The following is a 24,761-nucleotide window of genomic DNA, read 5'->3' as shown; positions in this document are numbered from 1 at the left end:
GGTTTCATCATGTGACGTCGAACCCGTGGGCGTAGGGATCGCGATCATTGATGAACAGCGTGTTGTAGCCGGTCATGCGGGCCCAGCCCGAAATCGAGGGGATGATCGCGTCGAACTGGCCGACTTTGGCGTTCCCTTCGATCCGCCCGGTGAAGGTCGAGCCGATGATGCTCTCATGGACAAAGGCTTCGCCCACAGCCAGTTTTCCGTGTGCCGCCCATTGCGCCATCCGGGCCGATGTGCCCGTGCCACATGGCGAGCGGTCGATGGCCTTGTCGCCATAGAAGACCGCGTTGCGCGCCGTTGCACCATCCACCGTCGGTTTTCCGGTCCACAGAATGTGGCTCAGGCCATTAATTGAAGGCTGTTCCGGGTGCTCAAACCTGTATGCCTCGTTGAGAGCGGCACGCAGTTTTGGGCTGAGGCGGATCAGGTCGAGCGCACTAAAGTCAGCCATGTCCCGGAAGGCGGGTTGAGGGTCGACGATGGCGTAGAAATTCCCGCCATACGCGACGTCCACCCGGACCTCACCCAGCCCCTCAACCTCAGCAGTCAGCCCCTCCGAGTGGAGAAACGCTGGAACGTTGGTGAGCTTCACCTCCTCGACGTGCTCCCCTTCTTGGCGATACTCTGCAAGAACAAGGCCTGCGGGCGTATCGAGCCGCACAACGCCGGAGGTCTTGGGCGTCACCAGCCCCTGCTCGATCATCATCGTCACCGTGCCAATCGTGCCGTGGCCACACATGGGCAGGCAGCCGGACGTCTCGATGAAAAGGATCGCGACATCGCAGTCGTCTCGCGTCGGCGGATAGAGGATCGAGCCCGACATGATGTCGTGACCGCGTGGCTCGAACATCAGCCCGCGGCGTATCCAGTCGTACTCGGCAAGGAAGTGTGCACGCCTTTCCAGCATCGTCGCGCCTTCAAGCGGCGGCGCGCCGCCCGTGACCATGCGCACGGGGTTGCCGCAGGTGTGTCCGTCAACGCAGAAGAAGGTGTGCGAGGCCATCAGTGGAACCTCTGCGCTCGGTAGGGCTGCGGATCGATTGGGGGCGGCCGTCCTAGAACCAGATCGCGGATGATACGCGCCGTGGCGGCGCTTTGAGTGAGACCAAGATGTCCGTGCCCGAATGCGTAGAAAATGCGTGGATGCGATGGCGCACGGCCAATCACAGGCAGCGTGTCGGGCATGCTGGGACGCACGCCCATCCACTGCTTGCCGCCTTCGGTCTTCAGGCCCTTCATCACGCGCGTGGACTTCTTCAGGAGGATATCTGACCGGCGATAATCCGGCGGCGTGTGAAGGCCGGCAAACTCCGCCGCGCCCCCCACCCTGATCCCGGCTTCGATCGGCGTGATCACATAGCCATCAGCAGGCAACACCAGTTGACGCTTCAAGTCGAAAGAGCCGGGAGGCAGGGTGGTGTTGTAGCCGCGCTCCGCTTCCAGCGGCACCCAGTCGCCCACCATCTCCGTCAGCGTCTTCGACCAGGCTCCGGCAGCGATCACCGCCTGCTTCGCGACCACGCTCTCACCGTCTGCGAATGCGAGCGTTACTCCCCGCTCGTCCGGCCTGATGGACCTGATCCGCCTGCGCTGAAACGTGGCACCACGCTCGACAGCATTCTGTCCCAGAGCAACCGTGACATCGAAGGGATCGGAGACCGTCATCCAACGGGGCACATGTATGGCGTGTGTGTAGGCCGCACCGAGGTTTGGTTGCAGGTCCGCAAGCCGGTCACCGCTCACGGGCTCGAATTCCACCCCGTGGCGCGCCTTCAGCTCCCAAACCGGCGCCGCTGCATCAAAGGCGGTTCGTCCTTCGTAGAGATAAAGCGAACCCTCATGCCGAAGGTGGTGGGAAAGGCCAGCAGCCTCGAACATGGGCTCGGTCTCCTGCTTGGCGAGCTCCATCAGCGCGGCTTGCGCCTTGACGCTAGCGGCATGCGCTGCGGGAAGACAGGCACGGGCGAACTGCATCATCCAGGGTGCCATTTTGAGCGCGTAGGATGGCGGTACCGATAGCGGTCCGAGCGGATCCAAAAGCCAGCGCGGCGACTTGAGCAAAGTCGAAGGCGACGCCAGAGGTTCCACGTCAGCAAATGCGAAGGCGGCCGCGTTGCCCCGACTTGTTTCCTCACCCATGCCCTTGGCGTCGACAAGCAGCACAGACTGACCGGCTTCGCTAAGCTTCAAGGCAATCGTCACCCCGATGATCCCTGCACCAACGACACATTGGTCAAAGGCTATCTCACTGGCCACTGAGGCGCGCCCGTGTCGCGCCTACGCGGACTTTGCAAGGACGGCAGGCTCACTGTTCCACTGCGCGTACCATTGCCGGAAGAGCTGGTACTGCGCCTCCAGATAGCCGCGCTGGCTGTCCGACAGCTTGTCGGTCTCGTTCAGGTGTAGCGCGTACTCTTCGCCACCATTCAAGACCATCAGATGCTTGTAGAAGAGCACTAGATCGGGACCCTCGTCGAAGGTGGACAGAACGTGCAGAGCCTCATCAAGCTCCTTGGCGCGCACCCGCGCGTGCGCATCGCCCGCCGCCGCCTTCTCGCAAAGCGAGATGAGGTGCAGAACCTCATCGGGCAGGGCGTTGCCGATGCCGGTAACCGCGCCCTGCGCCCCGCAGTGGACATAGCCGCTATAGACTTCGGTATCGACACCAACCATCAACAGGACGTCCTCGTCCTGCGAGGTGATGTTCTCGCCGGCATAGCGCAGGTCGGCAGCACCGCCGAACTCCTTGAAACCGATCAGATTAGGGTACTGCCTGCGCAAATCGAAGAACAGCTCCGCGCGCGTCGCAAAGCCATAATAGGGGCTATTGTAGATGATCGATGGTAGCCCGTTTGCAGCTTCGAGGACGGCGGAGAAATGCGCCTTCTGAGCCGCAGCCGATGTGCCGCGCGACAGCACGCGCGGAATAACCATCAGCCCGACTGCGCCAACCTCTGCGGCATGCGCGGCAAGGCCCACAGCGGAATTCGTGTTGATCGCGCCGGTGCCCACCAGCGTTGGCACACCGGCTTCAACAAGACGCCTGACACCCTCCTTGCGCTGCTCATCGCTCAGCAGCGGCCAGTCGCCCATCGACCCACAATAGACCACCCCGGACATGCCCTTGGCGACGAGCTCTTTCCCCTTGCGCACGAGCGTATCGTAATCGGGCGTCCGGTCCGCAAGACACGGTGTCATCAGGGCCGGAACACAGCCGTAAAACAGTGATGGATGCATAACCCTTTCCTCCTTTTCGTCGGCGCCAGCCCGCTTGTTGGGCGGCGCTCTTGGCCGTCAATCGGCGTGCGTGAGCAGCAACGCTGCTCTAGCGGACCTTCGACAGAAACCTTCGTGTGTTCTCCGATTGGGCCTCACCAAAGATCTGCGATGGCGGGCCGATCTCCTCCATCAGGCCATCATGAAAGTAGGCCACACGGTCAGACACATCGCGCGCAAAGCCCATCTCATGGGTCACGCAAATCATGGTCATTCCGTCCTCGGCCAGCAGCCTCATGGTATCGAGCACCTCGCCCACCAGTTCAGGGTCGAGCGCCGAGGTTGCTTCATCAAACAACATGTATTGAGGCTCCATCGCCAAAGCACGAGCGATCGCCAATCGCTGCTGCTGCCCGCCGGAGAGTGCGCCTGGGAACACCTTGAGCTTGTCGCCGAGCCCGACATGGTTGAGCCGCTCCGCCGCGATCTCCTCGGCCTCCTTCTTGGACAGGCCACGCACGATTTTTGGTGCAAGGGCCACATTCTCAAGCGCGGTGAGATGCGGGAAACTGTTCCACTGCTGGAACACCATGCCAAGCTTCTGACGCAACTTGTTGATGTCGGTACTCTTGGCATGCACGTCGACACCATCGACCTTCACCGAGCCATCATTGATCGGCTCAAGTGCGTTGATGCAGTACAACAAGGTTGACTTGCCGGAGCCCGACGCACCTATCACGGAGACGACTTCGCCGTTGGCAACATCGAGGTCGATACCCCTGAGCACCTGAAGATCACCGAAGCTCTTATGCAGGTTCCGAACCTCGATCATTGTGTCGCCCACCGTTGCTCAAGCTTCTCTGCATACCGCGCCACCGGGTAGGACAGAGCGAAATAGAACGCCCCCGCGATCGCGAGGATCAGGAAGGGTTCCTGCGTGCGCGTGATCAAGATCTGGCTGGCCCGTAGAAGCTCGACATAGCCGAGCACCGAAACCAGCGCGCTGTCCTTCATGACGCCGAGCGCAACACCGATCCAGGACGGAAACACCGCGCGCCCACCGATGGGAAAGACGACATGGCGTAGGGTCTGCCAATAGCTCATGCCGAGACTTCGCGCCGCGCGCCGCATGGGCGCGCCGACCGCTTCGAGACCACCTCTTGCGACGTTGGCGACCAGCGCGGCGGTGTAGATCGTCAGCACGACGACACCGGACGCAAACGCGTCGAGATTGAGCCCGACGATGGGCGCGAAGTTGAAGAACAGAACAAGCTGTATCAGAAGCGGCACAGAGCGGAAGACGTCCAGAAACGCCGCCAGACCTGCCGTCGCCCAGAACTTGCCCTCGTACAAAAGCCAGCCAAAAACGACCCCCAGCAAGGTTCCCAGCGAAATCGACACAACCGATATCAGCAGCGTCCTCCAGGCCGCTTCGGCCATGAACCACATGTCGCTGGCTGCAAATCCGCTGAAGAACTGGACGGTTGGTTCCATGCCGACGCCCTCAGTACCGGAAAAGCCGCGTCGCGAGCACGCGCGAACCGAGCAGGATGATTTTGACGATGGCGTAATAAAGGACCGCCGTCACGGCGAAGTACTCAAAGATACGGAACGTTCTCGAGGCGAAGAACTGGGTTTCGCCAGACAGTTCCCGGAAGCCGACCAGCATACCGAGCGACGACATCAACACCGCCCAGACCATCTGGTTGGTGATCGGGTGATAGACGATGCGCAGAACCTGCGGGACGATGATCCGCGTGTAAGCCTGCCAGACCGTCATACCCAGCGATCGTGCCGCGCGCAGCTGTGTATCCGGGATAGCTTGAAATCCGCCCCGGAAGTTCTCCGCCAGATAGCCAGCGCAGTTGAAGGTCAGGCCCATCAAGACGATCAGAAAGGGCGACAGGTGAATGCCGAAAGCGCCGAGGCCAAACCCGAAAAAGAACAGCTGGATGAGGGCTGGCGTGTTGCGGGCAAGCTCCACCCAGACCGTGGCGAACCAGCGTAGTGGGCCTTTGCCATGCAAACGGATCAGCGCAAGCACCAGACCCATGACGATGCCCAAGAGCATCGCAAGCGCCGCCACTTGGAGCGTGACCAGGCTCGCCGCGATCAGATCGGGCAGGTCCCGAAAGACCGGTCGCCAATGGAAGTTGTAATCAAACACAGCCGTGACAGTCTCTGCCTCCCCCGCGCAAGTCAGACGGGAGAGGCATGATCATGACGCTAGACGGGCTTAGTAGAGCACGCCGGGGATGCGCAGCTCAGGTGCCTCGCCGCCGACATACTGGCCCCAAAGCTCCTGATAGCGGCCCGAGCGAACCTGATGGGTCACGAAAAGGTTCAGGTAGTTGAGCCAGCTGACATCTTTGCGGTCGGCAACAACCGAGGTGTAATCGGTCGTCCAGGGCATGCGCGGACCGGCGATGACGGTGTCATACTGCTGAGTAATCGGCAGAACGGCGGTGTTGGTCGTGATCCCGATGTCTGCGCGCCCTTGTGCGACTGCGAGGAACACTTCGTTCTCCGACTGATAGCCCTGGTACAGGTCCTCCTCGCCCCATTCGGCGGCGATCTCCAGCCACTCCTGCTCGGGGACGGTGCCAACGGCGGCTGCAACGCGCTTGCCGCGAATGTCTTCGAAGGTTTCGATACCGCTGTCCACGCCGACAACGCCTTGAGCGAAATAGATCGCGTAAGGGATGGTGAAGCCGACCGTGCGGGCACGCTCAAGCGTATCCGAGGTTGCGCCAAAGACCACGTCCGCACGGCCCGTGACGATCACCGGAAGGCGCTCGGCCCATGTCAGCGGCAGAATCTCATGATCAACGTCAAGGGCAGCCGCGAGATCGGCGCAATAGTCGACATCGAAACCCGCTGGTTCATTGTTTGAATCGCGGAACCCGATGGGCGGAAAGTCCAGCACAACCCCGCAGCGCAAGGTCCCCCGATCGATAACCTCATCGAGCGTGTCTGCAGAGGCTGGCGCAGCAACTGCCAGCAGCACGGCCCCAGCCGCAACAAGTTTCCGTAGCATGTCGTTCTCCCTGGTTGATAACGTGACAGCGCATTGCTATTTTCATTTCGGATATTGTATCCAATCGCACTCAAGCACCATGCTAGGGTCTTGTCCAGTGGATTGCTTCATCCGCATCGGATCACCGGAAATGCGGGCAACTGGGGTCAGTGAAGGTGAAGTCTGCAAAAGAAGACCTTTCGGCGATAGACATCGGCCGCGTGGACATTTCCAAGACGGCGTCCGCCTCGACGATCGTTTTCGACGCGCTGCGCAAAGCCATCGTCGGCGGCAAGCTGGAAGTGGGTCAGCCGCTTCGGCAGGATGACATTGCCAAGATGTTCAACGCTAGTCGAATCCCGGTTCGTGAAGCGATCTCGCGTCTTGAAGAACACGGGCTGGTCACCACACAGCGCTACCGCGGCGCGGTTGTCTCCGGGCTATCGGCGGAAGAGGCAGCAGAGATCTTTGATCTCAGATCGATCATCGAGCCGGCGATCATCCGGCGGTCGGTCCCGCTGATGACGGATGACGATCTCGAAAACGCCCGTTCGGCTTGCGAAGCGTTTTCAAGCTCCGCCGATCCAATGACATGGGGCGATCTCAACCGCGATTTTCATGCGATGCTGTATGCGAGCAGCGGGCTAAAGTTCCATCTCGATGTGATCGACAATGCGATGGACCGGGTCGACCGGTATCTCAGGGCGCAGCTTGTGCTCAGCGACGGTATGGAACGCGCTGGCCGGGAACATTTGGGCATTCTGGAAGCCTGCGAGAGCGGCGATGCCGAGCTCGCGGCGTCCCGCACGGCCGACCATATCAACGGCGCGAAAGACTCGCTTCTCATGCATCTGGACGGGTAGCAGGCGACGCTCAGCCTTCCCCCTTGCACTTCCCTGTACCCGCCAGTACACACCGGCGCGACAAGGTCAACCAATCATGCGAGGCCCTTATGGCTGCTGCCCGCTCCGACATTCTCGTTCTGCCAGGTGATGGTATTGGCCCCGAAGCGATGGCCGAGGTCGACAAGCTTGTCGCTTTCACCAACGGACAGGGCCTGACCGACATCGAAACCGAGGTCGATCTGGTGGGCGGCGCGGCCTATGACGCCCACGAGGAAGCTATCACCGATGCCGCCATGGACAGTGCGCTGAAGGCCGACGCGGTGCTGTTCGGCGCGGTGGGTGGTCCGAAATGGGATGACGTGCCCTACGAGGCGCGCCCCGAAGCCGGGCTTCTGCGCCTGCGCAAGGACCTGGCCCTGTTTGCCAATTTGCGGCCCGCGATCTGCTACCCCGCCCTCGCCTCAGCCTCCTCGCTGAAACCGGAATTGGTCGAGGGCCTCGACATCCTGATTGTGCGCGAGCTCACCGGCGGGGTCTATTTCGGCGAGCCCAAGGAGGTGGTGACGCTGGAGAACGGCGAGCAGCGCGCCGTCGACACACAAGTTTACACCACTCACGAGATCGACCGGATCGCTCGCGTTGCGTTCGAACTAGCCCGCACGCGGACGGGGCGTGTCTGCTCGATGGAAAAACGCAACGTGATGCGCTCGGGCGTCCTTTGGAACAAGGTGGTCACCGCCACCCATGCCGACGGATTTGGCGATGTCGACCTGTCCCACATGCTCGCCGATGCGGGCGGCATGCAGCTTGTCCGCGCGCCAAAACAGTTCGACGTGATCGTCACCGACAATCTGTTCGGCGACATGCTTTCCGACGTCGCGGCCATGTTGACCGGATCGCTCGGCATGCTGCCATCTGCGTCGCTGGGTGCGGAAGACGCCGAGACCGGCAAGCGCAAGGCGATGTATGAGCCAGTCCACGGCTCCGCGCCCGACATCGCTGGGCAGGGCAAAGCGAACCCCATTGCGATGGTGGCATCTTTTGCAATGATGCTGCGCTACTCGCTCGGCCTTGGCGATCTGGCAACCCAGGTCGAGACCGCCATTGCCAACGTTCTCGACAAGGGGGTCCGCACCGCCGACCTCGCCGGCCCCGGCTTCAACGCCGTCTCGACCGCGGAGATGGGCGATGCACTCTTGACCGAGCTGCAAGGCGTTCTTGAAGCCGCTTAGCTTGACTTCAACGAGCTTCTGTGACCCTAAGCGCGCCATGCGCATGCAAAGAATCTTGACCCAAGCCTACACCGTCGCCGTGACCTCGCTCACGACGGCCCTGATGCTGCGCGCGCCAAAAACCACCACCAAGACGAAGACGACCGAGCTTTAACCAGCCCGCTCCTTCCGCGCGTTCGGACCTTGTGCCCAACCCGGAACCGGAGGGGGCAACAAGCGATCATGCCTGCTGCGGTTGGGCTGAAAACCCAGAGCAGACAAAGATAGGCACGGAGCAAACACGTAAAAGGGCGATCTTGCGCGCGCGCCGCGCATCGAACACAAACCGGGCAGACAACGCGGTTGGGCGGAAGGCTCAGAGCCACGTTTGATGAAGGAGCAGAACCATGGGGTTCACCGTTGCAGTTGTCGGCGCGACCGGCAATGTCGGCCGCGAGGCCCTCGAAATTCTCGCCGAGCGCGGGTTCCCGGCCGATGAAGTGATCGCGGTCGCCTCGCGCCGCAGCGCTGGACAGGAGGCTTACTTCGGGGACAAGAAGCTGAAGGTTGTCGCCCTCGACAACGTTGATTTCTCGATCATCGACATCGCCATCATGTCCGCGGGCGGCGCGATCTCGAAGGAGTGGGCGCCGAAGATCGGCGCGGCAGGCTGCGTCGTCATCGACAACTCGTCGACGTGGCGGATGGACCCGCGCGTGCCGCTCATCGTGCCGGAAGTAAACGCCGATGCGGTGGACGGCTTTGGCGAGATGAACATCATCGCCAACCCCAACTGCTCGACGATCCAGCTGATGGTGGCGCTCAAGCCGCTGCACGATGCGGCGACGATACGGCGCGTGGTTGTGGCGACCTACCAGTCGACGTCGGGCGCTGGCAAAGACGCGATGGATGAATTGTTCAACCAGACCAAGGCGGTTTACCAGGCCGGTGAAATCCGGCCCGAAAAGTTCACCAAGCGCATCGCCTTCAACGCCATCCCGCACATCGACACCTTCATGGAGGATGGCTTCACGAAGGAAGAGTGGAAGATGATGGCCGAGACCAAGAAGATTCTCGACCCCAAGATCAAGCTCACCGCGACCTGCGTGCGCATCCCCTCCTTTGTGTCCCACGCCGAAGCGGTGAACGTGGAGTTCGACAAGCCCATCACGGCGGACGAAGCGCGCGCCATTCTGCGCAATGCACCCGGCATCCTCATCGTCGATAAGCGCGAAGATGGCGGCTACGTCACACCGCACGAGGCGGCGGGCGAAGACGCGACCTATGTCTCGCGTATCCGCGAAGACATCACCGTCGAGAACGGCCTGTCGTTCTGGTGCGTGTCGGACAATCTGCGCAAGGGCGCGGCGTTGAACACGGTCCAGATCGCCGAGGTGCTCGTCAATCGCGGGCTCATTACGCCGAAGCGCGAAGCGGCATAGTTAGTGCTCCTCCGGGTCGCGCAAGCGAAGGTTAGGACGCCTTTGCTTTGCGCCACCGCGAAAGCGGGAGCCGGCTTGCTGGCTGGACTGGGGCTGACCTGACCAAAGCTTGCATGGGGTTTCTCTCATGGCCCGCGCCCACCCTCTGCCGAGTTTGGACCCGCTCGTCGATGAGGCGTACGATCTTTTCGCCGCCCACAGGCTTTCGCTGCCACTGCACGCGTGCGGCTGCGAAAACTGCTTGCCCGCGACGCTACAGGAAAAGTTCATCCGCACCCCCCTGAGGTTGCTGGACCTTGGATTGCTGACCAGCTGGGAGGAATCCGCCGCAGCATCCGTCGCGGTCGCCAGGCGCAACGGCGAGATGGAGCCCGGCGCGGCGCAGATTGACGCTTGGTCTACCGAGGTTCGTGCGCTGCTTCCAAGGATCGCGCAGGCCGTTGCGGAAGGAACGCAACCGTCCAATCTCGGTGTCGAGAACACGTTCCGGACTATTGGCTCAGCGGGCTGGCAAGACTGGCCGGAAGCCGAACGCGCCTTCGTCCAAAGGTTCGCCGAAGCCTTCTTTCTGGCGTCTATCAATCGCGCCGCGTTCGCGCGGGCACCCATCGGGCCCGTGTTGGCCCTCGACACAGACGGTCAGGACGCAGCCATTGCGCTGATCATCCTTGGGATCGATGAAGAGCGGATCATTGAGCTGTGGGAGGCCGCACCCGACCCGAACGCGGCCATCCACATCGCCGAGGCACGGCGATCAATTCGGTACGACACCGAGACCAAATGCGACACGCTGGACTCGGTCTGGCTCAACGATAAATGGACGGGCGTCAGGCTCGGCACCTGGTTGACAAGCCCCGAGATCGACGAGCGTCTCGAAGCTGCATTTTTCTCTCTCACCGGAGAGGAGAGCGAAGCGCAAGCGATGCGCGAGATCCTCAGCCGCGCCCTGGGTTAGGCCTTACCTCGGTTAGACCCTGGTCGCAGGTAGGCAGATGGGAAAGCCGCACCTATGCGTTGCGGACCACGTAAGGCCGAAGCGCGAAACGAAACCGGTGCGGCCAGCAGACCGCGCCGGTCTCAACGCCCTAGAGCCAGCTTGCTGGTGCGTAGGCGTAAGCATCACCAGCCCGAATGATCCTACCGAAGCCGGGGAACGGCACGTGGGTCGCGGCGACGAGGGCGTTGTCGGCAATCGCCCGCTCGAAAACGCGCCGGCGGGACTGGGCGGCAACCTCGGGGTCGATATCAAAGCCGAAGCCCACGTCCGGAAGCGCGGTGTGCAGCACCGAGCTGTGCAACGTGTCGGCGATCATCAACAGCTCCCGATCGCCTCCATCGATGTGCACAAGGCAGTGCCCCGGCGTGTGACCTGGCGACAGTTCGAGTGTCAGACCGGACGCGACCTCAGCCCCTGCAGAGACAGGCCGGATCTGATCGCCGTAGACGCGATAGATCAGCTGCGCTGCCTCGAACAGACCCTGCGCTTCCTCCGGCGCCTGTGCCTGAATGCCCGTATCCCCCCAGAAACCGATCTCGGTTTCATTGATGACAACTTCCGCGTTGGCGAAAACCGCGGCACCATTGCTGACCATGCCGCCTATATGGTCGGGATGAGCATGGGTCAGCACGATAAGATCGACATCAGCGGGCGCAACGCCGGTAGCCGCCAGAGCATCCGCCATACGCCCAAACCCCGGTCCAAGGGCCTCAAACTCGCCAAGGCCGGCGTCTATCAGGATCGTTTGATCGTTGGATTGCAAAAGGAAGGCGTTAACCGGTGCCGGAAGCGCGTCACCCGTGATACCGCCCGCTTCCAGAGCCGCGTCGATGGCCGCTGCATCCCCAAAGAAGAAGCCTTTCTGGATCGGCGCCATGCCATCGAACAACGATGTGATGCGGTAATTGCCAAGCGGTGCATCGAAAAGGGCTGGAGCTGAATCAGCGGCATCCATTGCGAACGTCGGGCGCGCAGTCGCAGCTAAGATGGCCGGGGTCGCAAGTGCGGGAGCGGCCAATGCGGATAGGCCAAAAACACGGCGGGTGATGGAAGTCATGACAGGTTCCTCTCATTTATCTCGTATACGAATTATTCGTATACGATTTAATCGAAGTCAACCCTTTCGCTTTGGAGGCAACTTTATTACGTAGGATGGATGACAAAGGGCGCAGACAATGACGGCCAACTGAAGGCGCTTTTGTGCTTCAACGTGTACGCGTTGAACCGCAGCTTTGGTCGCTTTTACCAGTCAGCGTTCTCCGAGACCGGCCTCACGTACCCTAAGTTCGTGATCCTCATGGCGCTAAAAGAGGAAGGGCCAATGTCGGTTTCAACGCTTTCTCTGCGCGCCGGCGTCGAACCCAACACACTGTCTCCAATTGTCAAGAAAATGGCTGGTTTCGATCTCATTTCCCGGCAACGGGCAAACGATGACGAGCGCCGGGTCGAGCTCGAGATCACCGCGAAAGGCGAAGCTGTCCTGCAGCGCGCGCAAGAGGTCGTCTATGAAGGATTTGCGAGCCTGAACCTCGAAGGAAACAGCTTGGCGGACGCCATCGCTTTCCTCGAAACAACCCGTGAGGTGGTCGACGATGCCAATCCGCCCAAGCTCAATCTCGACGGAATAAGGTGAGCGCAACGCCGCATGGCTGATCGCAAACGGCCAAAGATCGCCATGACGGACGATGAGAAGCTCGTCCATAATGAGCGCGTGAAGCTCTATGCAACCTTTCTCAACGGTCTTGGCATCGCGTTGTTTGCTGTCGGCGGCCTCGCACCGCTGTTTTCAAGCGTCTATGGGCCGCAAGGCGTCCAGCCAGCGACGCTGATAATCAGCCTTCTTTGTATTTTGGTTGCATTTGCCTTACATTATGGAGCAAGGCGGCATCTACGGAGGTTGCGATTTTGACAACGTTGGACATCATCGGAATGCTTGTTGCGCCAGTTGGCGCGCTCGTCCTCGCCGGGCTTGCTTATTGGGCAGCCATGCTGGATGAGCGGCGGCTCGAGCGAAAAATTGCCGAGCGCGAGAGAAGATCGCACCGCCGCTAAGCCGGACTAAAGGCCATCGAGAGCGGGCATGCCCTGCGCTTCCATACGGCGATAGAAATCGATCAGTTGTTTGCCGCGCTCAGGCTTGAACCGCGACCCCTCGGCCACCGGATCAACGATCCGGTCAACGCGAAAAGCCCGGAAATCGTCGCGCAACTCGCACCAAGCGAGCAGCGTCCAGACCTTACCCCAAAAATACAAGCCTAGAGGACGGATCGTCCGCTGAGTGGCCACATCTTTCAGGTCGGTGTACGCCACCGTCAGGCGTTCCGACCGGTCGATCGCCCGATCCAGCACGTCCAACGTCCTGCGCTGCTCTTGCGGGAAATCATAGGTCGGCGAAAAAATCGCCGTTGTCTCGACCGCCGGCTTCGCATTATCAGGCAAAACGGCACCGATCTTGACCAGGGCTTCCTCTGCAGACCGTGCCATGGAAAGGCCACCCCACGCGCGCACCATCCGCGCGCCGGCGACCAGCGCGGCGATCTCGTCGCGCGTGAACATCAGCGGTGGCAGATCGAAGCCTTCGCGCATCAGGTAGCCAACACCCGCCTCACCTTCGACCGGCACACCTGACCCTTGCAGGTCAGCGATGTCGCGGTAGATCGTGCGCTCGGAAACTTCGAGCTGATCGGCAAGCTTCTTCGCGGTGACCAGACGGCCCCCGCGAAGCAACTGCACAATCTGAAAAAGGCGGTCTGCGCGCCGCATCTGAGCTTACGAAGCCCCCTTGAAGCGGAACCAGCCGACGGAGTTGCCGTCCGGGTCCAGCGTGTAGATGAACGAGCCGACGGGAATATCGATAGGCGGAGATAACACCTTACCGCCCGCTTCGACCACACGATCAGCCGTTTCTTCCAGCGTGCCAGCGGCAAGCAGATGAATGGTCGGCCCGATGCCATCGGGCGCCGGCTTTCCCGGATACAGATGCGCCGAGATGCCTCGCCCCATATCGGCGATCGGCAAATCGACCATCGGGTTGGGCCCGTCATTGTTGATGGGCAGGTCGGTCCCGAGGACTGAACCATAATAGACGCGCGCGGCTTCCAGATCGCTGACGGGAATTTCCGCCCAGACAAGGCGGTGCTCGGGATGCGAGGAGGCTTCAGACATGAGGTGACCCTTTCATAGGTTGGCTGGCAATGGTTGTGATCGGCTGATCGCAGCCTTGGTTGACGCCGCAGGGCCCGTGCGGCGATCACCTGTATGACACACCCCTCCTGACAGCTTAGTGTCAGGAGCCTTTCAGGAGGATGGCAGGATCAAGCCCAGATAGCGATTGGCAAACCATGGGCGTCGCGGCCTGGTGGGTCAGGGTACGGACGCGCCAAACCCCCAGCGATCCGCTGCGCGATCAGCCAGCAGACGCTCGCATCCATGACATCATCAAGCCCCGCTCCGCGCGGCGCAGGACCATGCAGAAAGGGTGCGTTCGACGCGGCATCAAGACCGTGGCGCGTAAGAAGCTCGCGCCGCTCAGCCATACCTGCTTGATTGACTTTCCCTTTGATTTTCTTGGGCAAAGCCATCGGCCGATCATCGTTCAGCGCACGAAATGCCACTTCTGGGTGGCTTTCAAAGACGCGGGAAACGGCTTCCGGGTTGTCCCTCAGATAGGTGTCGACCTCGAGGATCTTCGGAAACAGATAGAAGGCCTGGATCGAAACGCCTTTCGGCGGGTCAGACAGCGTTTTCGCCAAAGCGCTCGCCTTTTGATGAAGCGGATAATCGTCACCGGTCCGCCCTGTCATGCGCACGCCCAACTCAACGGCAGCGCGAGCGGGAATGGTGAACACGCTCGACTGCCGCGCACCAAGCAGGGACCGTACTGCCTGTTCCGCGACCCGGCCGCTTCCATCAATGCGTTCCGGCAAGCCGATAGGCATATCGATAGCGACGATGGCGCCCTCGCCCATAGCGGCCATCAGTTCTTCGAAGTCGGAATACACCGCAGCACTGAGGTCGGCACTGCGTGAGCCAGAGACCGCAACCCACCCAGCCTTGCAGCCATCGACCCCGACGAGCTGACGCATCCGTATCGCTCAGGTCAGGGGTGTGGGAACGGCACGAGCACCACGCGGCTTGCCCCGCGCCAGTTGGCGCTGCGTAACCATGGCCATCGGCCGGACAAGGGCGTTCTGCTCGGCGGCAATTGTCAGCTCCGAGCTGCCGGCTTTGACGGAGCGTGCGACGATCTCGAAGACCGAGGCCGTGGCCTGCATCATGGCTTTGTCGATCGACGCGTTCATCGAGGCATCCATGGGCGCACCGAGGGCCAAATGGGCCGCGATGAGTGCAGAGAACAGGTCCCCCGTCCCGTGGGGAGCGCCGTCGACGCGTGTGTGTTCGGCCAGGATCGCCCGATCTCGGGCCTTCTCGACCAGAAGCACACCGGTTGACTGGTGCATCAGGCCGAACGCGGATGTGACCATGATGGCGTCCGGCGGCAGTTTTTCTCCCAGCGCGATCAAACCGGCGTTATCGGTTGCCTCATCCTGCGTACCGGCGAGGATCGCGAGTTCAAAACGGTTAGGGGTGGCCAGGTCACAGCGCGGCAGAAGCTCGGCGCGGATCGCGTCAACCACCTCGGCGGGAACGTAGGTACCATGATGGTCTGCGCAGACCGGGTCACAGATAACGAGGAGTTGGTCCCGGCTTTCGCGCGCCCGATCAATGGCCCGGCATACAGCCGCCACCTGCCCGGCAGAGGCAAAATAGCCGGTCAGGATCACACCCAGCTCCTCAAGAAATGGCGCGCCAACCAGGGCGTCGAGTGCTGCAACGACATCACCGTCCGACATGGGCACGCGCGGCGCAGGACCGTAGCGGGCGTTCTGGCCAGGATGCCAAGGCAGATAGATTGTCGGTACTTTCCAGACCGGCACACCAAGGCGCTCAAGGGCAAAACCCGCCGCGCGCAAGCCCACAGAGCCACGCGCGACTTGTGAAGAAATGGCGAGCACGGCAGGCGGGGATGGCGCAAGGTTCATAGCAGCGGGCATTCCAATTCTAGCGGTGGGATCACGCCCCACAGCGTCTGGGCCGGTGTTGCACAGCTTCCAACCAATGGCCACCTCGGCAGATCGGCCCCCGGCGGGCTATTGCAGCGCAGCATTCGGTTCGTGTTCCAGCTTGCAAGTCTCCGCTTCGAAAGCCCACCCAAGAAAGGGCCGCCATGAGTCAGCCCCTCCGCTCCATCCTCTATATGCCCGGCTCCAATGCGCGCGCGATCGACAAAGCTCGCACCCTCGATTGCGACGGCGTGATCCTTGATCTTGAGGACGCAGTCGCGCCGGACGCCAAGCAGGATGCCCGACGGCTCGTCGCCGAGGCCCTTGAACAAGGCGGCTTTGGCCATCGCTTCATGATCTTGCGCGTCAACGGCGCCGACACCCCGCTTCACGACGAGGATATGGCGTTGGCCCGCTCCGTGCCGGCCGATGCCGTACTCATCCCGAAAGTCAACGAGCCCGCTGACGTCGCCGCCGCCCGCACGCGTCTTCCAGATGCGGCGCTTTGGGCCATGATGGAGACCCCTCTCGCAATGCTCAATGCCGGTGCGATCGCCGGCGAAGGCCAGTCGGATGGCACAGGGCTGTCAGCTTTCGTCATGGGTACCAACGACCTGTCAAAAGATACCGGTGCGCGGCTGATCCCCGGGCGCGCGCCCATGCTGGGCTGGCTGAGCACATGCATCGCCGCCGCCCGCGCCCACGGGCTTTCGGTTATCGATGGCGTGTATAACAGCCTTGACGACGCCGATGGCCTTGCCGGGGAATGCGCGCAAGGTCGGGACATGGGCTTTGACGGCAAGACCCTGATCCACCCACGCCAGATCGAGGTCGCGAACACGAAGTTCGCGCCCGATCCCGATGAGGTAGCGTTCGCCCGCACCATCATCGATGCCTTCAAACAGCCCGAGAACGCCGACAAGGGCGCGATCCGCGTTGACGGCAAAATGGTCGAACGGCTGCATGCAGACATGGCCCGCAAAACCGTGGAGATGGCAGAGGCTATTGCAAAGCGAGACCGTTAGGTTCCCGCGAGAGGCTTACGTCTCGCCTGTCGCCGATGCATGGATCGCCAGAGCGTGGACCGGTCCGTCCAGTTCGTCAGCGAGAACCTCATTGATCGCCCGGTGCATCTCGATCCGTGATTTGCCCTTGAACGTTGGCGCAACAATGTAGACCCTGAAGTGGGTTTCGCCGCCTGGCTTCCATCCTGAATGGCCCTCGTGCTGGTGCGACTCGTCTTGCACCTCCAGCGCATCGGGCCTGAAGGCGAGCTTAAGTTTGGCTTCCAGAACGGATTTGACCGACATTGAACTCCGCCGATATGGGATTGAACCTGAGCTGAAGGCCTAAGTGTGTGCGGTTAGGCCAACAAGCGGCTTGCGGGTAAAAGTGGTTCGGGTTTCCGGGCGAAGTGACGGTCAGCAAAAGTACGAATAAAGCAATGATTGTACCCAATCTCTTGGTTTCGAACCTGCCTCGCTCAGTCGAGTTTTACCGCAGCGCGCTCGGTTTCGACCTCATGATGGTCCTTACGGCAACCAACGAGATGATCGACGAACCGGGCCACCCTGAGGCTGTCTTCGCGACCATGGCCTGGGGTGATGACCAACTCATGCTGCAAACCCGTGCGCATCTGGAAGACGCAGGCGTGAGCCAGCCAGCGCCGCCAGCGCCCGTGATGAGTGGGTCACTTTATCTGCGCGACTTCGATTTCACCGAACGCATCGGCCAGATCCCGCAGGCGCACATTGCTCGCCAACCGACCATCGCCTGGTACGGCATGAGAGAACTGGTCATTGAAGACCCTGACGGCTACCGGATTGTGCTCGGTCACCGGAGCGGACCGCCACCGCTTTAGGCGGCGCGGATACGTCCCAGGAAAACTTCGATATGCTGGCGCATGTCCGCAGCCTGCGCAGCTACCGTCTGCGCCGAACCGTGCACTTGCGTTGAAGCACTGCCCGTTTCAAGCGCAACCTCGCTTACGCCAGTGATATTCCGCGAGACCTCGTCCGTACCGACAGAAACCTGTTGAACTGAACGCGCAATATCCTGTGTTGCGGAACCCTGTTCCTCAACCGCCGCTGCGATGGCCGCAGCAACCTCATCCATCGCAGTGATCTTGCCCGTGATCGTCTGGATCGATTCAACGGACACGGAAGTCGCTGACTGGATGGCTGACACTTGGCTACCGATCTGTTCGGTTGCCTTGGCTGTTTGCTCAGCCAGCGCTTTGACTTCGGTCGCCACGACAGCAAACCCTTTACCGGCGTCCCCGGCGCGTGCGGCCTCAATGGTCGCATTCAGTGCCAGAAGGTTGGTCTGCTCAGCAATGTCGCGAATGAGGTTGACCACTTCGCCAATTTTTTCAGCCGTTTCGGCGAGCGACCGAACCTCTTCGGAGGTTTTTTCGGAGTCGATCACCGCGTCACGTGACATTGTCGCAGATCTGCCGACCTGCTGACCAATCTCCGCGATCGACGCCGACAGCTCTTCGGCGGCACTAGCGACCGTCTGAATATTCTGGCTCGCTTCTTCCGAAGCGCTTGCGACGGTGTGCGACTGCATTTTCTGCTCATCAGCCATCAATGACAAAGCTTCAGCAGACGCCTCCATCTGGCCGGCTGCTGAGACGACTGACGTGATAGCCCCGGAAGCACTCGCCTCAAACTCAGCGATGGCGTCTGTGATGACTTTTTGGCGCTGGCGCTCGCGCTCATCATCGGCGGCCTGCTCAGCACGAAGCCGCTCAGTTTCGATCATCGACTGTTTGAACACATCAACGGACCGCGCCATCGTCCCGATCTCGTCGGCACGATCGGTGGCAGGAACATCGACGGTCAGGTCCTTCTCGCGCAAGGCCCGCATTACCCCCGTCATCTGCACGATCGGCCCTGAGATCGATTGGGCCAACAGCACGCCAATGACCATAGCCGCAACAACCCCGACTGCGCCGACAAGCACCGACGTGAGCTTCTGCGCGGTAAACCCGTCCTGCAAGATTGGGCCGATGCGGTCCTGCTCTGCGCGTGCAGTGTCGGCAACCAGCAACACTTGGTCGACGATGGCACTGCCCATCGCATCAAGTTCGGACTTGTAAACCGCGTTGCGCAGCTCGTTGAGCTCGGCAACCTGAAGGAACAGAGCGCGGTAACGCGCAGCATCCACTTGCACCTGCTCAGCAAGGGCAGCCTGCCGGGAGTTTGTGCTCAGCCGGACAAGCTGCTGCATGGACGTATCCAATTCGTCGAGCTCACGCAGCACCCGCTGCTTGTCTTCCGGGTCGCCACCCAGCAAATAGCGGCCAGCATACGACCGGGCCAGCAGCAGATCCTGGACCGCCCGGCCCGCATGCACAGCGTCGGACCAGCGACGATCAACGTGGGCGCTATCGAGCAGCTCGGTTATGACCTGGCGGATGCTTGTAGCGAGCGGATTGAATTGTTCTTCCACAAGGCGATCGGCATCGGACTGATGCTGCTGTGCTCGGTTGACTGCATCTATGTAGAAGTCGACAAACCGCAAAGCTTCGCCGAATGCCTCTGCCTGCTGCAGGCCGCGCTCGTACATTTCTGCTTCGATGTTACGTAAGGTGGCAGCCTCAGCATTGATGACAGGCAGTGGATCCTCCACCAGTCCAGCGCGAAATTGCTTGGTTTCAAGCCGCATGTTCAAGGCGGCGGAGGCTGCACGCGTGGATGTTGCTGTGCTCAGCGCCGCTTGACGGTACTCGTTGAAACTACCGGAGTTGCTCAGGCCAGACCAAACCGCATAGCCCGCAAGCACAGCGGCGATGAGGATTGTAACGCCGAACCCGGCGTAAAGCTTAGTTTTTAGGTTTAAATTGCGCATCATTTGCTTCTCGACAAAACAAAGGGGCGCCGTTCTCCCGGTAACGGCAGGACCACCAAGGGACGTTAGATTAGTCGTGAAAGTACTGATGACGTTGTGAATAAGACCTTACCAGAGGAAGAACTTCTCCAACTGCCACATAACTTTCATGTAAAAATAGGTGATACCGCCCCAGCCGCAGCGGAAAGTTTCACAAAGTGCGCTCGAATACCGCACATGAGCTTTTTCGTGTGCGCCGGTTTCGGGTCAAACCACACGCCTTTTGTGTCCTCGGAGGCGTGACTGGCCCCCAACTCACCTAAAGCCGCCAAAAGACAATCCGCATGCGTCCAATTCGGCTCTTGTGAGACGGGCACGCCTGCCCATAATAGATGTCATGGCGTCCAACTCAGATCTTTTTGATTCCATCCGCATCAAGCCACGCGGCGGCAAGCGCAAAGCAGCCGAGAAGCCTGCGAAGCCGACTACGCGCTGCTGCGACTGGGAAGGCTGCGAGAAAAAAGCGGAGCATCGCGCGCCGAAGGGGCGCAATCACGAGGGCGAGTTCTTCTGGTTCTGCCTCGAGCACGTCCAAGCCTACAACAAGAGCTACAACTATTTTTCCGGCATGTCCGATGATGACTTGTCGAAGTTCCAGAAGGCCTCAATGACGGGCCATCGCCCAACATGGCAGATGGGCCGAAACGCCAATGCCGAGACGGTCAAGAAGCGAAAGGGGCCCCGTCCCACTGCTTCGGGAAAGCCGCGACGCCCCTGGGCGGACGATGCGTCCGATCCTTTCGGCGTGTTTGGCGGAGCGTCTGCTTCGAGCCCCGAGGCGGCTCGTGCCCGCCAGAAGACCCGGACGGTTGGCAATGCGGCGCGCAAGAGCTTTTCCACCCTCGGCCTCGACACCGATTCCGATGCCGAGGCTATCAAGGCACGCTTCAAGGATCTCGCCAAACGGCTGCACCCTGACCTCAATCAGGGTGATCGTGCGACAGAAGAGCGCCTCCGCGACGTGATTCAAGCTTACAACACCTTGAAAGCCTCTGGCTTCTGCTAGAAAACAACGTCGTTTCAAAATCCGTCCAATTCATGCGGCCAATCAGCAAACGCGCTGACCGCCAGTCAGGACCATTTCACCGATGACCGTTGCCGTCCCAGCAGCACCTGCCCCCCAGCACACCGTTCCTGATACCCCGATCAACGTTCGCGAGGTCTTTGGTGTCGATACCGATATGCAAGTCATGGGCTTCGCCCAGGCCGATGAGCATGTGCCGGACTTCGATCCAGATTATATTTTCGACAAGGACACGACACTCGCGATCCTTGCAGGCTTTGTACACAACCGTCGGGTGATGATTCAGGGCTATCACGGCACCGGAAAATCTACCCACATTGAACAAGTCGCCGCGCGGCTGAATTGGCCTTGCGTGCGCGTCAATCTCGATAGCCACATCAGCCGCATCGATCTGGTAGGCAAAGACGCCATTGTCATTCGCGACGGTAATCAGATTACCGAGTTCAAGGACGGTATCCTGCCTTGGGCGCTCCAGACCAATACGGCCCTCGTATTCGACGAATACGATGCGGGACGCCCCGACGTGATGTTCGTGATCCAGCGGGTTCTCGAAGTTTCGGGGCGCCTCACGCTGCTCGACCAGAACCGCGTCATCCGCCCACACCCCTCATTCCGGCTTTTTGCGACCGCCAACACGATTGGCTTAGGGGACACATCGGGGCTCTATCACGGCACGCAGCAGATCAACCAGGGCCAGATGGACCGTTGGTCGGTCGTAACAACGTTGAACTACCTGCCTCACGACACGGAAGTGGACATCGTGATCGCCAAGGCGACCGCTTACGACACAGCTGACGGCAAGGAGAAGGTGGCGGCGATGGTGCGCCTCGCTGATCTCACGCGCAACGCCTTCATCAACGGTGACCTGTCCACCGTGATGAGCCCACGTACGGTGATCACCTGGGCGCAGAACGCTGAGATCTTTGGCGAGATCGGTTTCGCGTTCCGGGTATCGTTCCTGAACAAGTGCGACGAAACCGAGCGGCCGCTGGTCGCGGAGTTCTACCAGCGCTGCTTTGGCGAAGAGATTCCCGACAGCGCACTGAACGTCGCTCTGAGCTAGGCGATGGTTGAGCCGCGCCACAAGCCCGGCGGCAACAAGCGTGGAGGGGCCAAGTCGCCCACGCAACATGAGCCGCTTAAAGCTGCCGTTTCAGGTTGCCTGAAGGCCATCGCAGGCCGAGACGATGTGGAAGTCGCCTTCGCCGCAGATCGCCCCGTTCTTGCCGGGACATCGGCACGTTTGCCCGAACCGCCGCGCAATATAACCGCTGAGGACGGAGCGGTGTTGCGCGGGCTTTCCGACGCTATGGCACTGCGTTTGGCTTGCCATGACACGAAGCTGCACAAATCACTCGCTCCGGAGGGCAAGGACGCCCGCGCGCTCTACGACGCGGTCGAGCAGGCACGGGTGGAGGCCATCGGTGCAGGGCGCATGCGCGGCGTGCATGACAATCTGTCCGCCATGCTCGAAGACAAATATCACCGCGGCAATTTTGAAGAGATCACCGACAAGGCCGACGCCCCTCTTGAAGACGCCGTCGCACTCATGGTTCGCGAACGGCTTGCCGGCATGCCGGTGCCCAAGAGCGCCGAGAAGATCGTCGACATCTGGCGCGAGGACGTGGAAGCCAAAGCCGGCAAAGACCTGAAATCGCTCGCCGACGCGGTCGATGATCAGGAAGGTTTTGCCAAGGCAATTCGCGACCTTCTGGTTTCGCTCGATATGAGCGATGACTGGGCACCTGACGCTGGCGATAATGAGGAAGACGAGGACGATTCAGACGTCAACGATGACGGCCAGTCTGACGAGAACGAACAGGACGACACCTCCGGCGACGAGATGAGTGGCCAGGTTGAAGCTGAAGCGGCGCAGTCGGGTGAGGAGGATGAAGCGGGTGAAAGCGACGCCTCCGAAGAAACCATCTCTGAGATGGCGGAAGGCGACGCGCCGGATCAGGCAGAAGAGGCTGGAAGCCCTGAAGATCAACGTCCAAACGAAGGCCTGATCGAGCCGCTCACCGATTACAAAGCCTTCATCACCAAGTTTGATGAGCAGATCAAGGTCGAGGAGCTGTGCGACGCGCAGGAACTCGAGCGGCTGCGCGCGTTTCTCGACAAGCAGTTGCAGAACCTCTCGGGCGCTGTTGCGCGCCTCGCTAACCGATTGCAGCGACGTCTGATGGCGCAGCAAAACCGCGGCTGGGATTTCGATCTTGAAGAGGGGCTTCTGGACACCGCTCGGCTAACGCGCGTCGTCACTGATCCGATGCAGCCGCTCGCCTTCAAGATGGAGCAGGACACCGAGTTCCGCGACACGATTGTCACGCTGCTTATCGACAATTCCGGCTCCATGCGCGGCCGCCCCATCACGGTCGCCGCCACTTGCGCCGACATTCTTGCGCGGACGCTGGAGCGCTGCGGCGTCAAGGTGGAAGTGCTCGGCTTCACCACCCGCGCCTGGAAGGGCGGTCAATCGCGAGAAGCGTGGCTCGATGCAGGCAAACCCGCCCTACCCGGCCGCCTGAACGATCTGCGCCACATCATCTACAAGGGCGCGGATGAGCCCTGGCGACGGTCGAAGCGCAACCTCGGCCTCATGATGCGCGAAGGCCTGCTCAAGGAGAACATTGACGGCGAAGCGTTGGAATGGGCGCACGCGCGGCTTCTCGCGCGGCCAGAACAGCGGCGTATCCTGATGGTGATATCGGACGGCGCGCCGGTGGACGATTCAACCTTGTCGGTGAACTCCGGCAATTATCTCGAGCGCCATCTGCGGCATGTGATCGACCAGATCGAGACCCGGTCGCCGATCAACCTGATCGCCATCGGCATCGGCCACGACGTGACCCGTTACTATCGGCGCGCAGTGACGATCGTCGATGCCGAGGAGCTTGCCGGCGCGATGACCGATCAACTTGCGGCGCTGTTCGACGAAGAGGCAGCCCCTGTCTCCGGTCGCAGCTCGATGGCGCGCTCTCGGGGCTTCCGCCGTGCGTCCTAGCGTCCGCGCGATCGGCTTGATCGCGGTTTGGATCGGCGCTTCCTCTTTTTGCGGTGCCGCAAACGCGCAGGATAGTTTGATCATCCGCGCGACCCCTCTGCCGGTGTTCGATCGCGCGGTTCCCGACAATCGATTCGGGCCGCTCACCTATCTTGGCGGTCTGTCGCTCTCAAGTTCTCACAGCGATTTTGAAGCGCTGTCGGGCCTCGATATGGCGGGCGACCGGATGCTCATGGTGACCGATGAGGGCCATTGGGTCACCGCAACGCTCGAGGCGAACGAGACTGGCGTGCCACTAGGACTAGCCAACGCCATGATCGGACCACTCCTTGGCGGGGACGGTAACCCTCTCGGCGGCAAGGCGACCGGCGATGCGGAAGGCTTGGCGCTGATCGGCGATGCGGTATGGGTCACGGCGGAACGCAACCAGCCTATCCGCACCTACGCTTTGGAAAACGGGAGCCTTGAAGGGGCGGCGACACTCCCCCTCGGCGCCGAAACGCCTCTTCAGGGCCGGCGCAATGCAGGTATCGAGGCCATCGTTCACATGGAGCGTGGTCCGCTGCGTGGCGAAACGCTGATCTTTCTTGAGAAGCCGCCACGCAGCGCGTCGGCAGCGACGGCGATGCGGCTGCTACCGAATGGGCAACGCGTGCCGTTTGCGGTTCAGCGGCGGGACGATTTTGCGATTACCGGGGCCGCCGCCTTACCCGACGGGGACGTCCTCCTGCTCGAGCGCCGGTTCAGCTGGGACGATGGAATCTTCATGCGGCTGAGACTGCTGCGTGCCAGCGAAATCGCTTCAGGCGCAGTTCAGGGACGGCGTCTTTTGCACGCCGACGGCGGTTCGGTCATCGACAATATGGAAGGCGTCGCCACGACCGAACACCCAGATGGCCCGATCATCACACTTGTTTCCGACGATAACGGAAATTTCTTTCAGCGAACCGTTTTGCTGCGGTTTCAGATAAACGGTTCCTTAGATCAGCTCACCGCCTCGACGCCGCCTGCGCCCGTGGCTCGCCCAGCCAGTCTGCGCTAAA

The 24,761-nt window shown here is 61.0% G+C and carries 27 protein-coding genes; 13 read left to right on the top strand and 14 right to left on the bottom strand.

Features of this window, described 5'->3' with window-relative positions; all coding sequences use genetic code 11:
* Window positions 1-7: 7 nt before the first annotated feature.
* The 7 genes from AAF739_09825 to AAF739_09795 all read right to left on the bottom strand — a co-directional run bounded on the left by AAF739_09825 (window position 8) and on the right by AAF739_09795 (window position 6,259).
* The gene (locus tag AAF739_09825) at window positions 8-1,009 is read right to left on the bottom strand and encodes a 4-hydroxyproline epimerase (protein MEM6382961.1); all 1,002 of its coding nucleotides are present in this window, start codon (window positions 1,007-1,009) and stop codon (window positions 8-10) included.
* Entirely contained in the window at window positions 1,009-2,262 is a 1,254-nt protein-coding gene (locus AAF739_09820) for an FAD-binding oxidoreductase (protein ID MEM6382960.1), read from the bottom strand. Before AAF739_09820 ends, AAF739_09825 begins: the two co-directional genes overlap by 1 nt.
* Window positions 2,263-2,283: 21 nt before the next feature.
* A complete protein-coding gene (locus AAF739_09815; protein ID MEM6382959.1) occupies window positions 2,284-3,243 on the bottom strand; it encodes a dihydrodipicolinate synthase family protein in 960 nt (319 codons plus the stop codon).
* 88 nt (window positions 3,244-3,331) lie between these two features.
* Window positions 3,332-4,054 carry an amino acid ABC transporter ATP-binding protein gene (locus AAF739_09810; protein MEM6382958.1) on the bottom strand — a complete coding sequence of 241 codons (723 nt, stop codon included), beginning with the start codon at window positions 4,052-4,054 and terminating at the stop codon, window positions 3,332-3,334.
* Complete coding sequence (locus tag AAF739_09805) at window positions 4,051-4,716, bottom strand: amino acid ABC transporter permease (protein MEM6382957.1); 666 nt, start codon at window positions 4,714-4,716, stop codon at window positions 4,051-4,053. The genes AAF739_09810 and AAF739_09805 overlap by 4 nt, the downstream gene beginning before the upstream one ends.
* A gap of 10 nt (window positions 4,717-4,726) precedes the next feature.
* On the bottom strand, window positions 4,727-5,389 hold the full coding sequence (locus AAF739_09800; GenBank protein MEM6382956.1) for an amino acid ABC transporter permease: 663 nt from the start codon (window positions 5,387-5,389) through the stop codon (window positions 4,727-4,729).
* Between the two features lie 69 nt (window positions 5,390-5,458).
* Window positions 5,459-6,259, bottom strand: coding sequence for a transporter substrate-binding domain-containing protein (locus tag AAF739_09795; protein ID MEM6382955.1), 801 nt, complete (start codon window positions 6,257-6,259; stop codon window positions 5,459-5,461).
* A gap of 185 nt (window positions 6,260-6,444) precedes the next feature.
* Between AAF739_09795 and AAF739_09790 the strand changes: the two genes are divergently transcribed.
* From AAF739_09790 to AAF739_09775, 4 genes are all read left to right on the top strand, one after another.
* Complete coding sequence (locus tag AAF739_09790) at window positions 6,445-7,101, top strand: GntR family transcriptional regulator (GenBank protein MEM6382954.1); 657 nt, start codon at window positions 6,445-6,447, stop codon at window positions 7,099-7,101.
* Between the two features lie 89 nt (window positions 7,102-7,190).
* Window positions 7,191-8,315: a 3-isopropylmalate dehydrogenase gene (leuB, locus tag AAF739_09785; protein MEM6382953.1), complete on the top strand. Its 1,125-nt coding sequence runs from the start codon at window positions 7,191-7,193 to the stop codon at window positions 8,313-8,315.
* A 386-nt stretch (window positions 8,316-8,701) separates the two neighbouring features.
* Window positions 8,702-9,736, top strand: a complete 1,035-nt coding sequence (locus AAF739_09780) for an aspartate-semialdehyde dehydrogenase (protein ID MEM6382952.1) — start codon at window positions 8,702-8,704, stop codon at window positions 9,734-9,736.
* A gap of 127 nt (window positions 9,737-9,863) precedes the next feature.
* Window positions 9,864-10,691, top strand: a complete 828-nt coding sequence (locus AAF739_09775; GenBank protein MEM6382951.1) for a hypothetical protein — start codon at window positions 9,864-9,866, stop codon at window positions 10,689-10,691.
* 130 nt (window positions 10,692-10,821) lie between these two features.
* On the opposite strand, the gene AAF739_09770 is transcribed toward AAF739_09775, so the two are convergent.
* Window positions 10,822-11,790 carry an MBL fold metallo-hydrolase gene (locus tag AAF739_09770; GenBank protein MEM6382950.1) on the bottom strand — a complete coding sequence of 323 codons (969 nt, stop codon included), beginning with the start codon at window positions 11,788-11,790 and terminating at the stop codon, window positions 10,822-10,824.
* A gap of 99 nt (window positions 11,791-11,889) precedes the next feature.
* On the opposite strand from AAF739_09770, the gene AAF739_09765 reads away from it, so the two are divergent.
* The 3 genes from AAF739_09765 to AAF739_09755 are packed head-to-tail and all read left to right on the top strand — an operon-like array spanning window position 11,890 to window position 12,785.
* Window positions 11,890-12,366: a MarR family transcriptional regulator gene (locus tag AAF739_09765; protein MEM6382949.1), complete on the top strand. Its 477-nt coding sequence runs from the start codon at window positions 11,890-11,892 to the stop codon at window positions 12,364-12,366.
* Window positions 12,367-12,378: 12 nt separating this feature from the next.
* Complete coding sequence (locus tag AAF739_09760) at window positions 12,379-12,642, top strand: amino acid transporter (GenBank protein MEM6382948.1); 264 nt, start codon at window positions 12,379-12,381, stop codon at window positions 12,640-12,642.
* The gene (locus AAF739_09755; protein MEM6382947.1) at window positions 12,639-12,785 is read left to right on the top strand and encodes a hypothetical protein; all 147 of its coding nucleotides are present in this window, start codon (window positions 12,639-12,641) and stop codon (window positions 12,783-12,785) included. Before AAF739_09760 ends, AAF739_09755 begins: the two co-directional genes overlap by 4 nt.
* 6 nt (window positions 12,786-12,791) lie before the next feature.
* Here AAF739_09755 and AAF739_09750 read toward each other — a convergent pair whose 3' ends face one another.
* From AAF739_09750 to AAF739_09735, 4 genes are all read right to left on the bottom strand, one after another.
* Window positions 12,792-13,496 carry a YafY family protein gene (locus AAF739_09750; protein MEM6382946.1) on the bottom strand — a complete coding sequence of 235 codons (705 nt, stop codon included), beginning with the start codon at window positions 13,494-13,496 and terminating at the stop codon, window positions 12,792-12,794.
* Between the two features lie 6 nt (window positions 13,497-13,502).
* On the bottom strand, window positions 13,503-13,898 hold the full coding sequence (locus tag AAF739_09745) for a VOC family protein (GenBank protein MEM6382945.1): 396 nt from the start codon (window positions 13,896-13,898) through the stop codon (window positions 13,503-13,505).
* Between the two features lie 149 nt (window positions 13,899-14,047).
* Window positions 14,048-14,818 carry a DUF429 domain-containing protein gene (locus AAF739_09740; protein ID MEM6382944.1) on the bottom strand — a complete coding sequence of 257 codons (771 nt, stop codon included), beginning with the start codon at window positions 14,816-14,818 and terminating at the stop codon, window positions 14,048-14,050.
* Window positions 14,819-14,827: 9 nt separating this feature from the next.
* A complete protein-coding gene (locus AAF739_09735; protein MEM6382943.1) occupies window positions 14,828-15,775 on the bottom strand; it encodes a PfkB family carbohydrate kinase in 948 nt (315 codons plus the stop codon).
* 185 nt (window positions 15,776-15,960) lie between these two features.
* On the opposite strand from AAF739_09735, the gene AAF739_09730 reads away from it, so the two are divergent.
* The gene (locus AAF739_09730) at window positions 15,961-16,821 is read left to right on the top strand and encodes a CoA ester lyase (protein MEM6382942.1); all 861 of its coding nucleotides are present in this window, start codon (window positions 15,961-15,963) and stop codon (window positions 16,819-16,821) included.
* Between the two features lie 15 nt (window positions 16,822-16,836).
* Here AAF739_09730 and AAF739_09725 read toward each other — a convergent pair whose 3' ends face one another.
* A complete protein-coding gene (locus tag AAF739_09725) occupies window positions 16,837-17,106 on the bottom strand; it encodes a BolA family protein (GenBank protein MEM6382941.1) in 270 nt (89 codons plus the stop codon).
* A 134-nt stretch (window positions 17,107-17,240) separates the two neighbouring features.
* Here AAF739_09725 and AAF739_09720 point away from each other — a divergent pair, with 134 nt between their 5' ends.
* Window positions 17,241-17,657, top strand: coding sequence for a VOC family protein (locus AAF739_09720; protein ID MEM6382940.1), 417 nt, complete (start codon window positions 17,241-17,243; stop codon window positions 17,655-17,657).
* Here AAF739_09720 and AAF739_09715 read toward each other — a convergent pair.
* Window positions 17,654-19,654, bottom strand: a complete 2,001-nt coding sequence (locus AAF739_09715; protein ID MEM6382939.1) for a methyl-accepting chemotaxis protein — start codon at window positions 19,652-19,654, stop codon at window positions 17,654-17,656. The genes AAF739_09720 and AAF739_09715 overlap by 4 nt on opposite strands.
* 373 nt (window positions 19,655-20,027) lie before the next feature.
* Here AAF739_09715 and AAF739_09710 point away from each other — a divergent pair, with 373 nt between their 5' ends.
* The 4 genes from AAF739_09710 (at window position 20,028) to AAF739_09695 (ending at window position 24,760) form a co-directional block, all read left to right on the top strand.
* Complete coding sequence (locus AAF739_09710) at window positions 20,028-20,696, top strand: J domain-containing protein (GenBank protein MEM6382938.1); 669 nt, start codon at window positions 20,028-20,030, stop codon at window positions 20,694-20,696.
* Between the two features lie 82 nt (window positions 20,697-20,778).
* Window positions 20,779-21,777, top strand: a complete 999-nt coding sequence (gene cobS / locus AAF739_09705) for a cobaltochelatase subunit CobS (GenBank protein ID MEM6382937.1) — start codon at window positions 20,779-20,781, stop codon at window positions 21,775-21,777.
* A 3-nt stretch (window positions 21,778-21,780) separates the two neighbouring features.
* Window positions 21,781-23,718: a cobaltochelatase subunit CobT gene (gene cobT / locus AAF739_09700; protein MEM6382936.1), complete on the top strand. Its 1,938-nt coding sequence runs from the start codon at window positions 21,781-21,783 to the stop codon at window positions 23,716-23,718.
* Complete coding sequence (locus tag AAF739_09695) at window positions 23,708-24,760, top strand: esterase-like activity of phytase family protein (protein ID MEM6382935.1); 1,053 nt, start codon at window positions 23,708-23,710, stop codon at window positions 24,758-24,760. The genes cobT and AAF739_09695 overlap by 11 nt, the downstream gene beginning before the upstream one ends.
* Window position 24,761 lies beyond the last annotated feature (1 nt).

This window comes from Pseudomonadota bacterium (assembly GCA_039024915.1).
In the GTDB taxonomy this organism is placed as follows: domain Bacteria; phylum Pseudomonadota; class Alphaproteobacteria; order Rhizobiales; family MH13; genus MH13.
Note: the sequence above shows the minus strand (reverse complement) of the source record. Positions and strands in the feature narration are given on the sequence as shown.

Bases quoted from the DNA above. Each gene is read 5' to 3' on its own strand.
- AAF739_09825 (MEM6382961.1), bottom strand. From the start codon at position 1,009: ATGGCCTCGCACACCTTCTTCTGCGTTGACGGACACACCTGCGGCAAC.
- AAF739_09815 (MEM6382959.1), bottom strand. From the start codon at position 3,243: ATGCATCCATCACTGTTTTACGGCTGTGTTCCGGCCCTGATGACACCG.
- AAF739_09810 (MEM6382958.1), bottom strand. From the start codon at position 4,054: ATGATCGAGGTTCGGAACCTGCATAAGAGCTTCGGTGATCTTCAGGTG.
- AAF739_09805 (MEM6382957.1), bottom strand. From the start codon at position 4,716: ATGGAACCAACCGTCCAGTTCTTCAGCGGATTTGCAGCCAGCGACATG.
- AAF739_09795 (MEM6382955.1), bottom strand. From the start codon at position 6,259: ATGCTACGGAAACTTGTTGCGGCTGGGGCCGTGCTGCTGGCAGTTGCT.
- leuB (MEM6382953.1), top strand. From the start codon at position 7,191: ATGGCTGCTGCCCGCTCCGACATTCTCGTTCTGCCAGGTGATGGTATT.
- AAF739_09780 (MEM6382952.1), top strand. From the start codon at position 8,702: ATGGGGTTCACCGTTGCAGTTGTCGGCGCGACCGGCAATGTCGGCCGC.
- AAF739_09775 (MEM6382951.1), top strand. From the start codon at position 9,864: ATGGCCCGCGCCCACCCTCTGCCGAGTTTGGACCCGCTCGTCGATGAG.
- AAF739_09770 (MEM6382950.1), bottom strand. From the start codon at position 11,790: ATGACTTCCATCACCCGCCGTGTTTTTGGCCTATCCGCATTGGCCGCT.
- AAF739_09765 (MEM6382949.1), top strand. From the start codon at position 11,890: ATGACAAAGGGCGCAGACAATGACGGCCAACTGAAGGCGCTTTTGTGC.
- AAF739_09760 (MEM6382948.1), top strand. From the start codon at position 12,379: ATGGCTGATCGCAAACGGCCAAAGATCGCCATGACGGACGATGAGAAG.
- AAF739_09750 (MEM6382946.1), bottom strand. From the start codon at position 13,496: ATGCGGCGCGCAGACCGCCTTTTTCAGATTGTGCAGTTGCTTCGCGGG.
- AAF739_09745 (MEM6382945.1), bottom strand. From the start codon at position 13,898: ATGTCTGAAGCCTCCTCGCATCCCGAGCACCGCCTTGTCTGGGCGGAA.
- AAF739_09740 (MEM6382944.1), bottom strand. From the start codon at position 14,818: ATGCGTCAGCTCGTCGGGGTCGATGGCTGCAAGGCTGGGTGGGTTGCG.
- AAF739_09735 (MEM6382943.1), bottom strand. From the start codon at position 15,775: ATGAACCTTGCGCCATCCCCGCCTGCCGTGCTCGCCATTTCTTCACAA.
- AAF739_09730 (MEM6382942.1), top strand. From the start codon at position 15,961: ATGAGTCAGCCCCTCCGCTCCATCCTCTATATGCCCGGCTCCAATGCG.
- AAF739_09725 (MEM6382941.1), bottom strand. From the start codon at position 17,106: ATGTCGGTCAAATCCGTTCTGGAAGCCAAACTTAAGCTCGCCTTCAGG.
- AAF739_09720 (MEM6382940.1), top strand. From the start codon at position 17,241: ATGATTGTACCCAATCTCTTGGTTTCGAACCTGCCTCGCTCAGTCGAG.
- AAF739_09715 (MEM6382939.1), bottom strand. From the start codon at position 19,654: ATGATGCGCAATTTAAACCTAAAAACTAAGCTTTACGCCGGGTTCGGC.
- AAF739_09710 (MEM6382938.1), top strand. From the start codon at position 20,028: ATGGCGTCCAACTCAGATCTTTTTGATTCCATCCGCATCAAGCCACGC.
- cobS (MEM6382937.1), top strand. From the start codon at position 20,779: ATGACCGTTGCCGTCCCAGCAGCACCTGCCCCCCAGCACACCGTTCCT.
- cobT (MEM6382936.1), top strand. From the start codon at position 21,781: ATGGTTGAGCCGCGCCACAAGCCCGGCGGCAACAAGCGTGGAGGGGCC.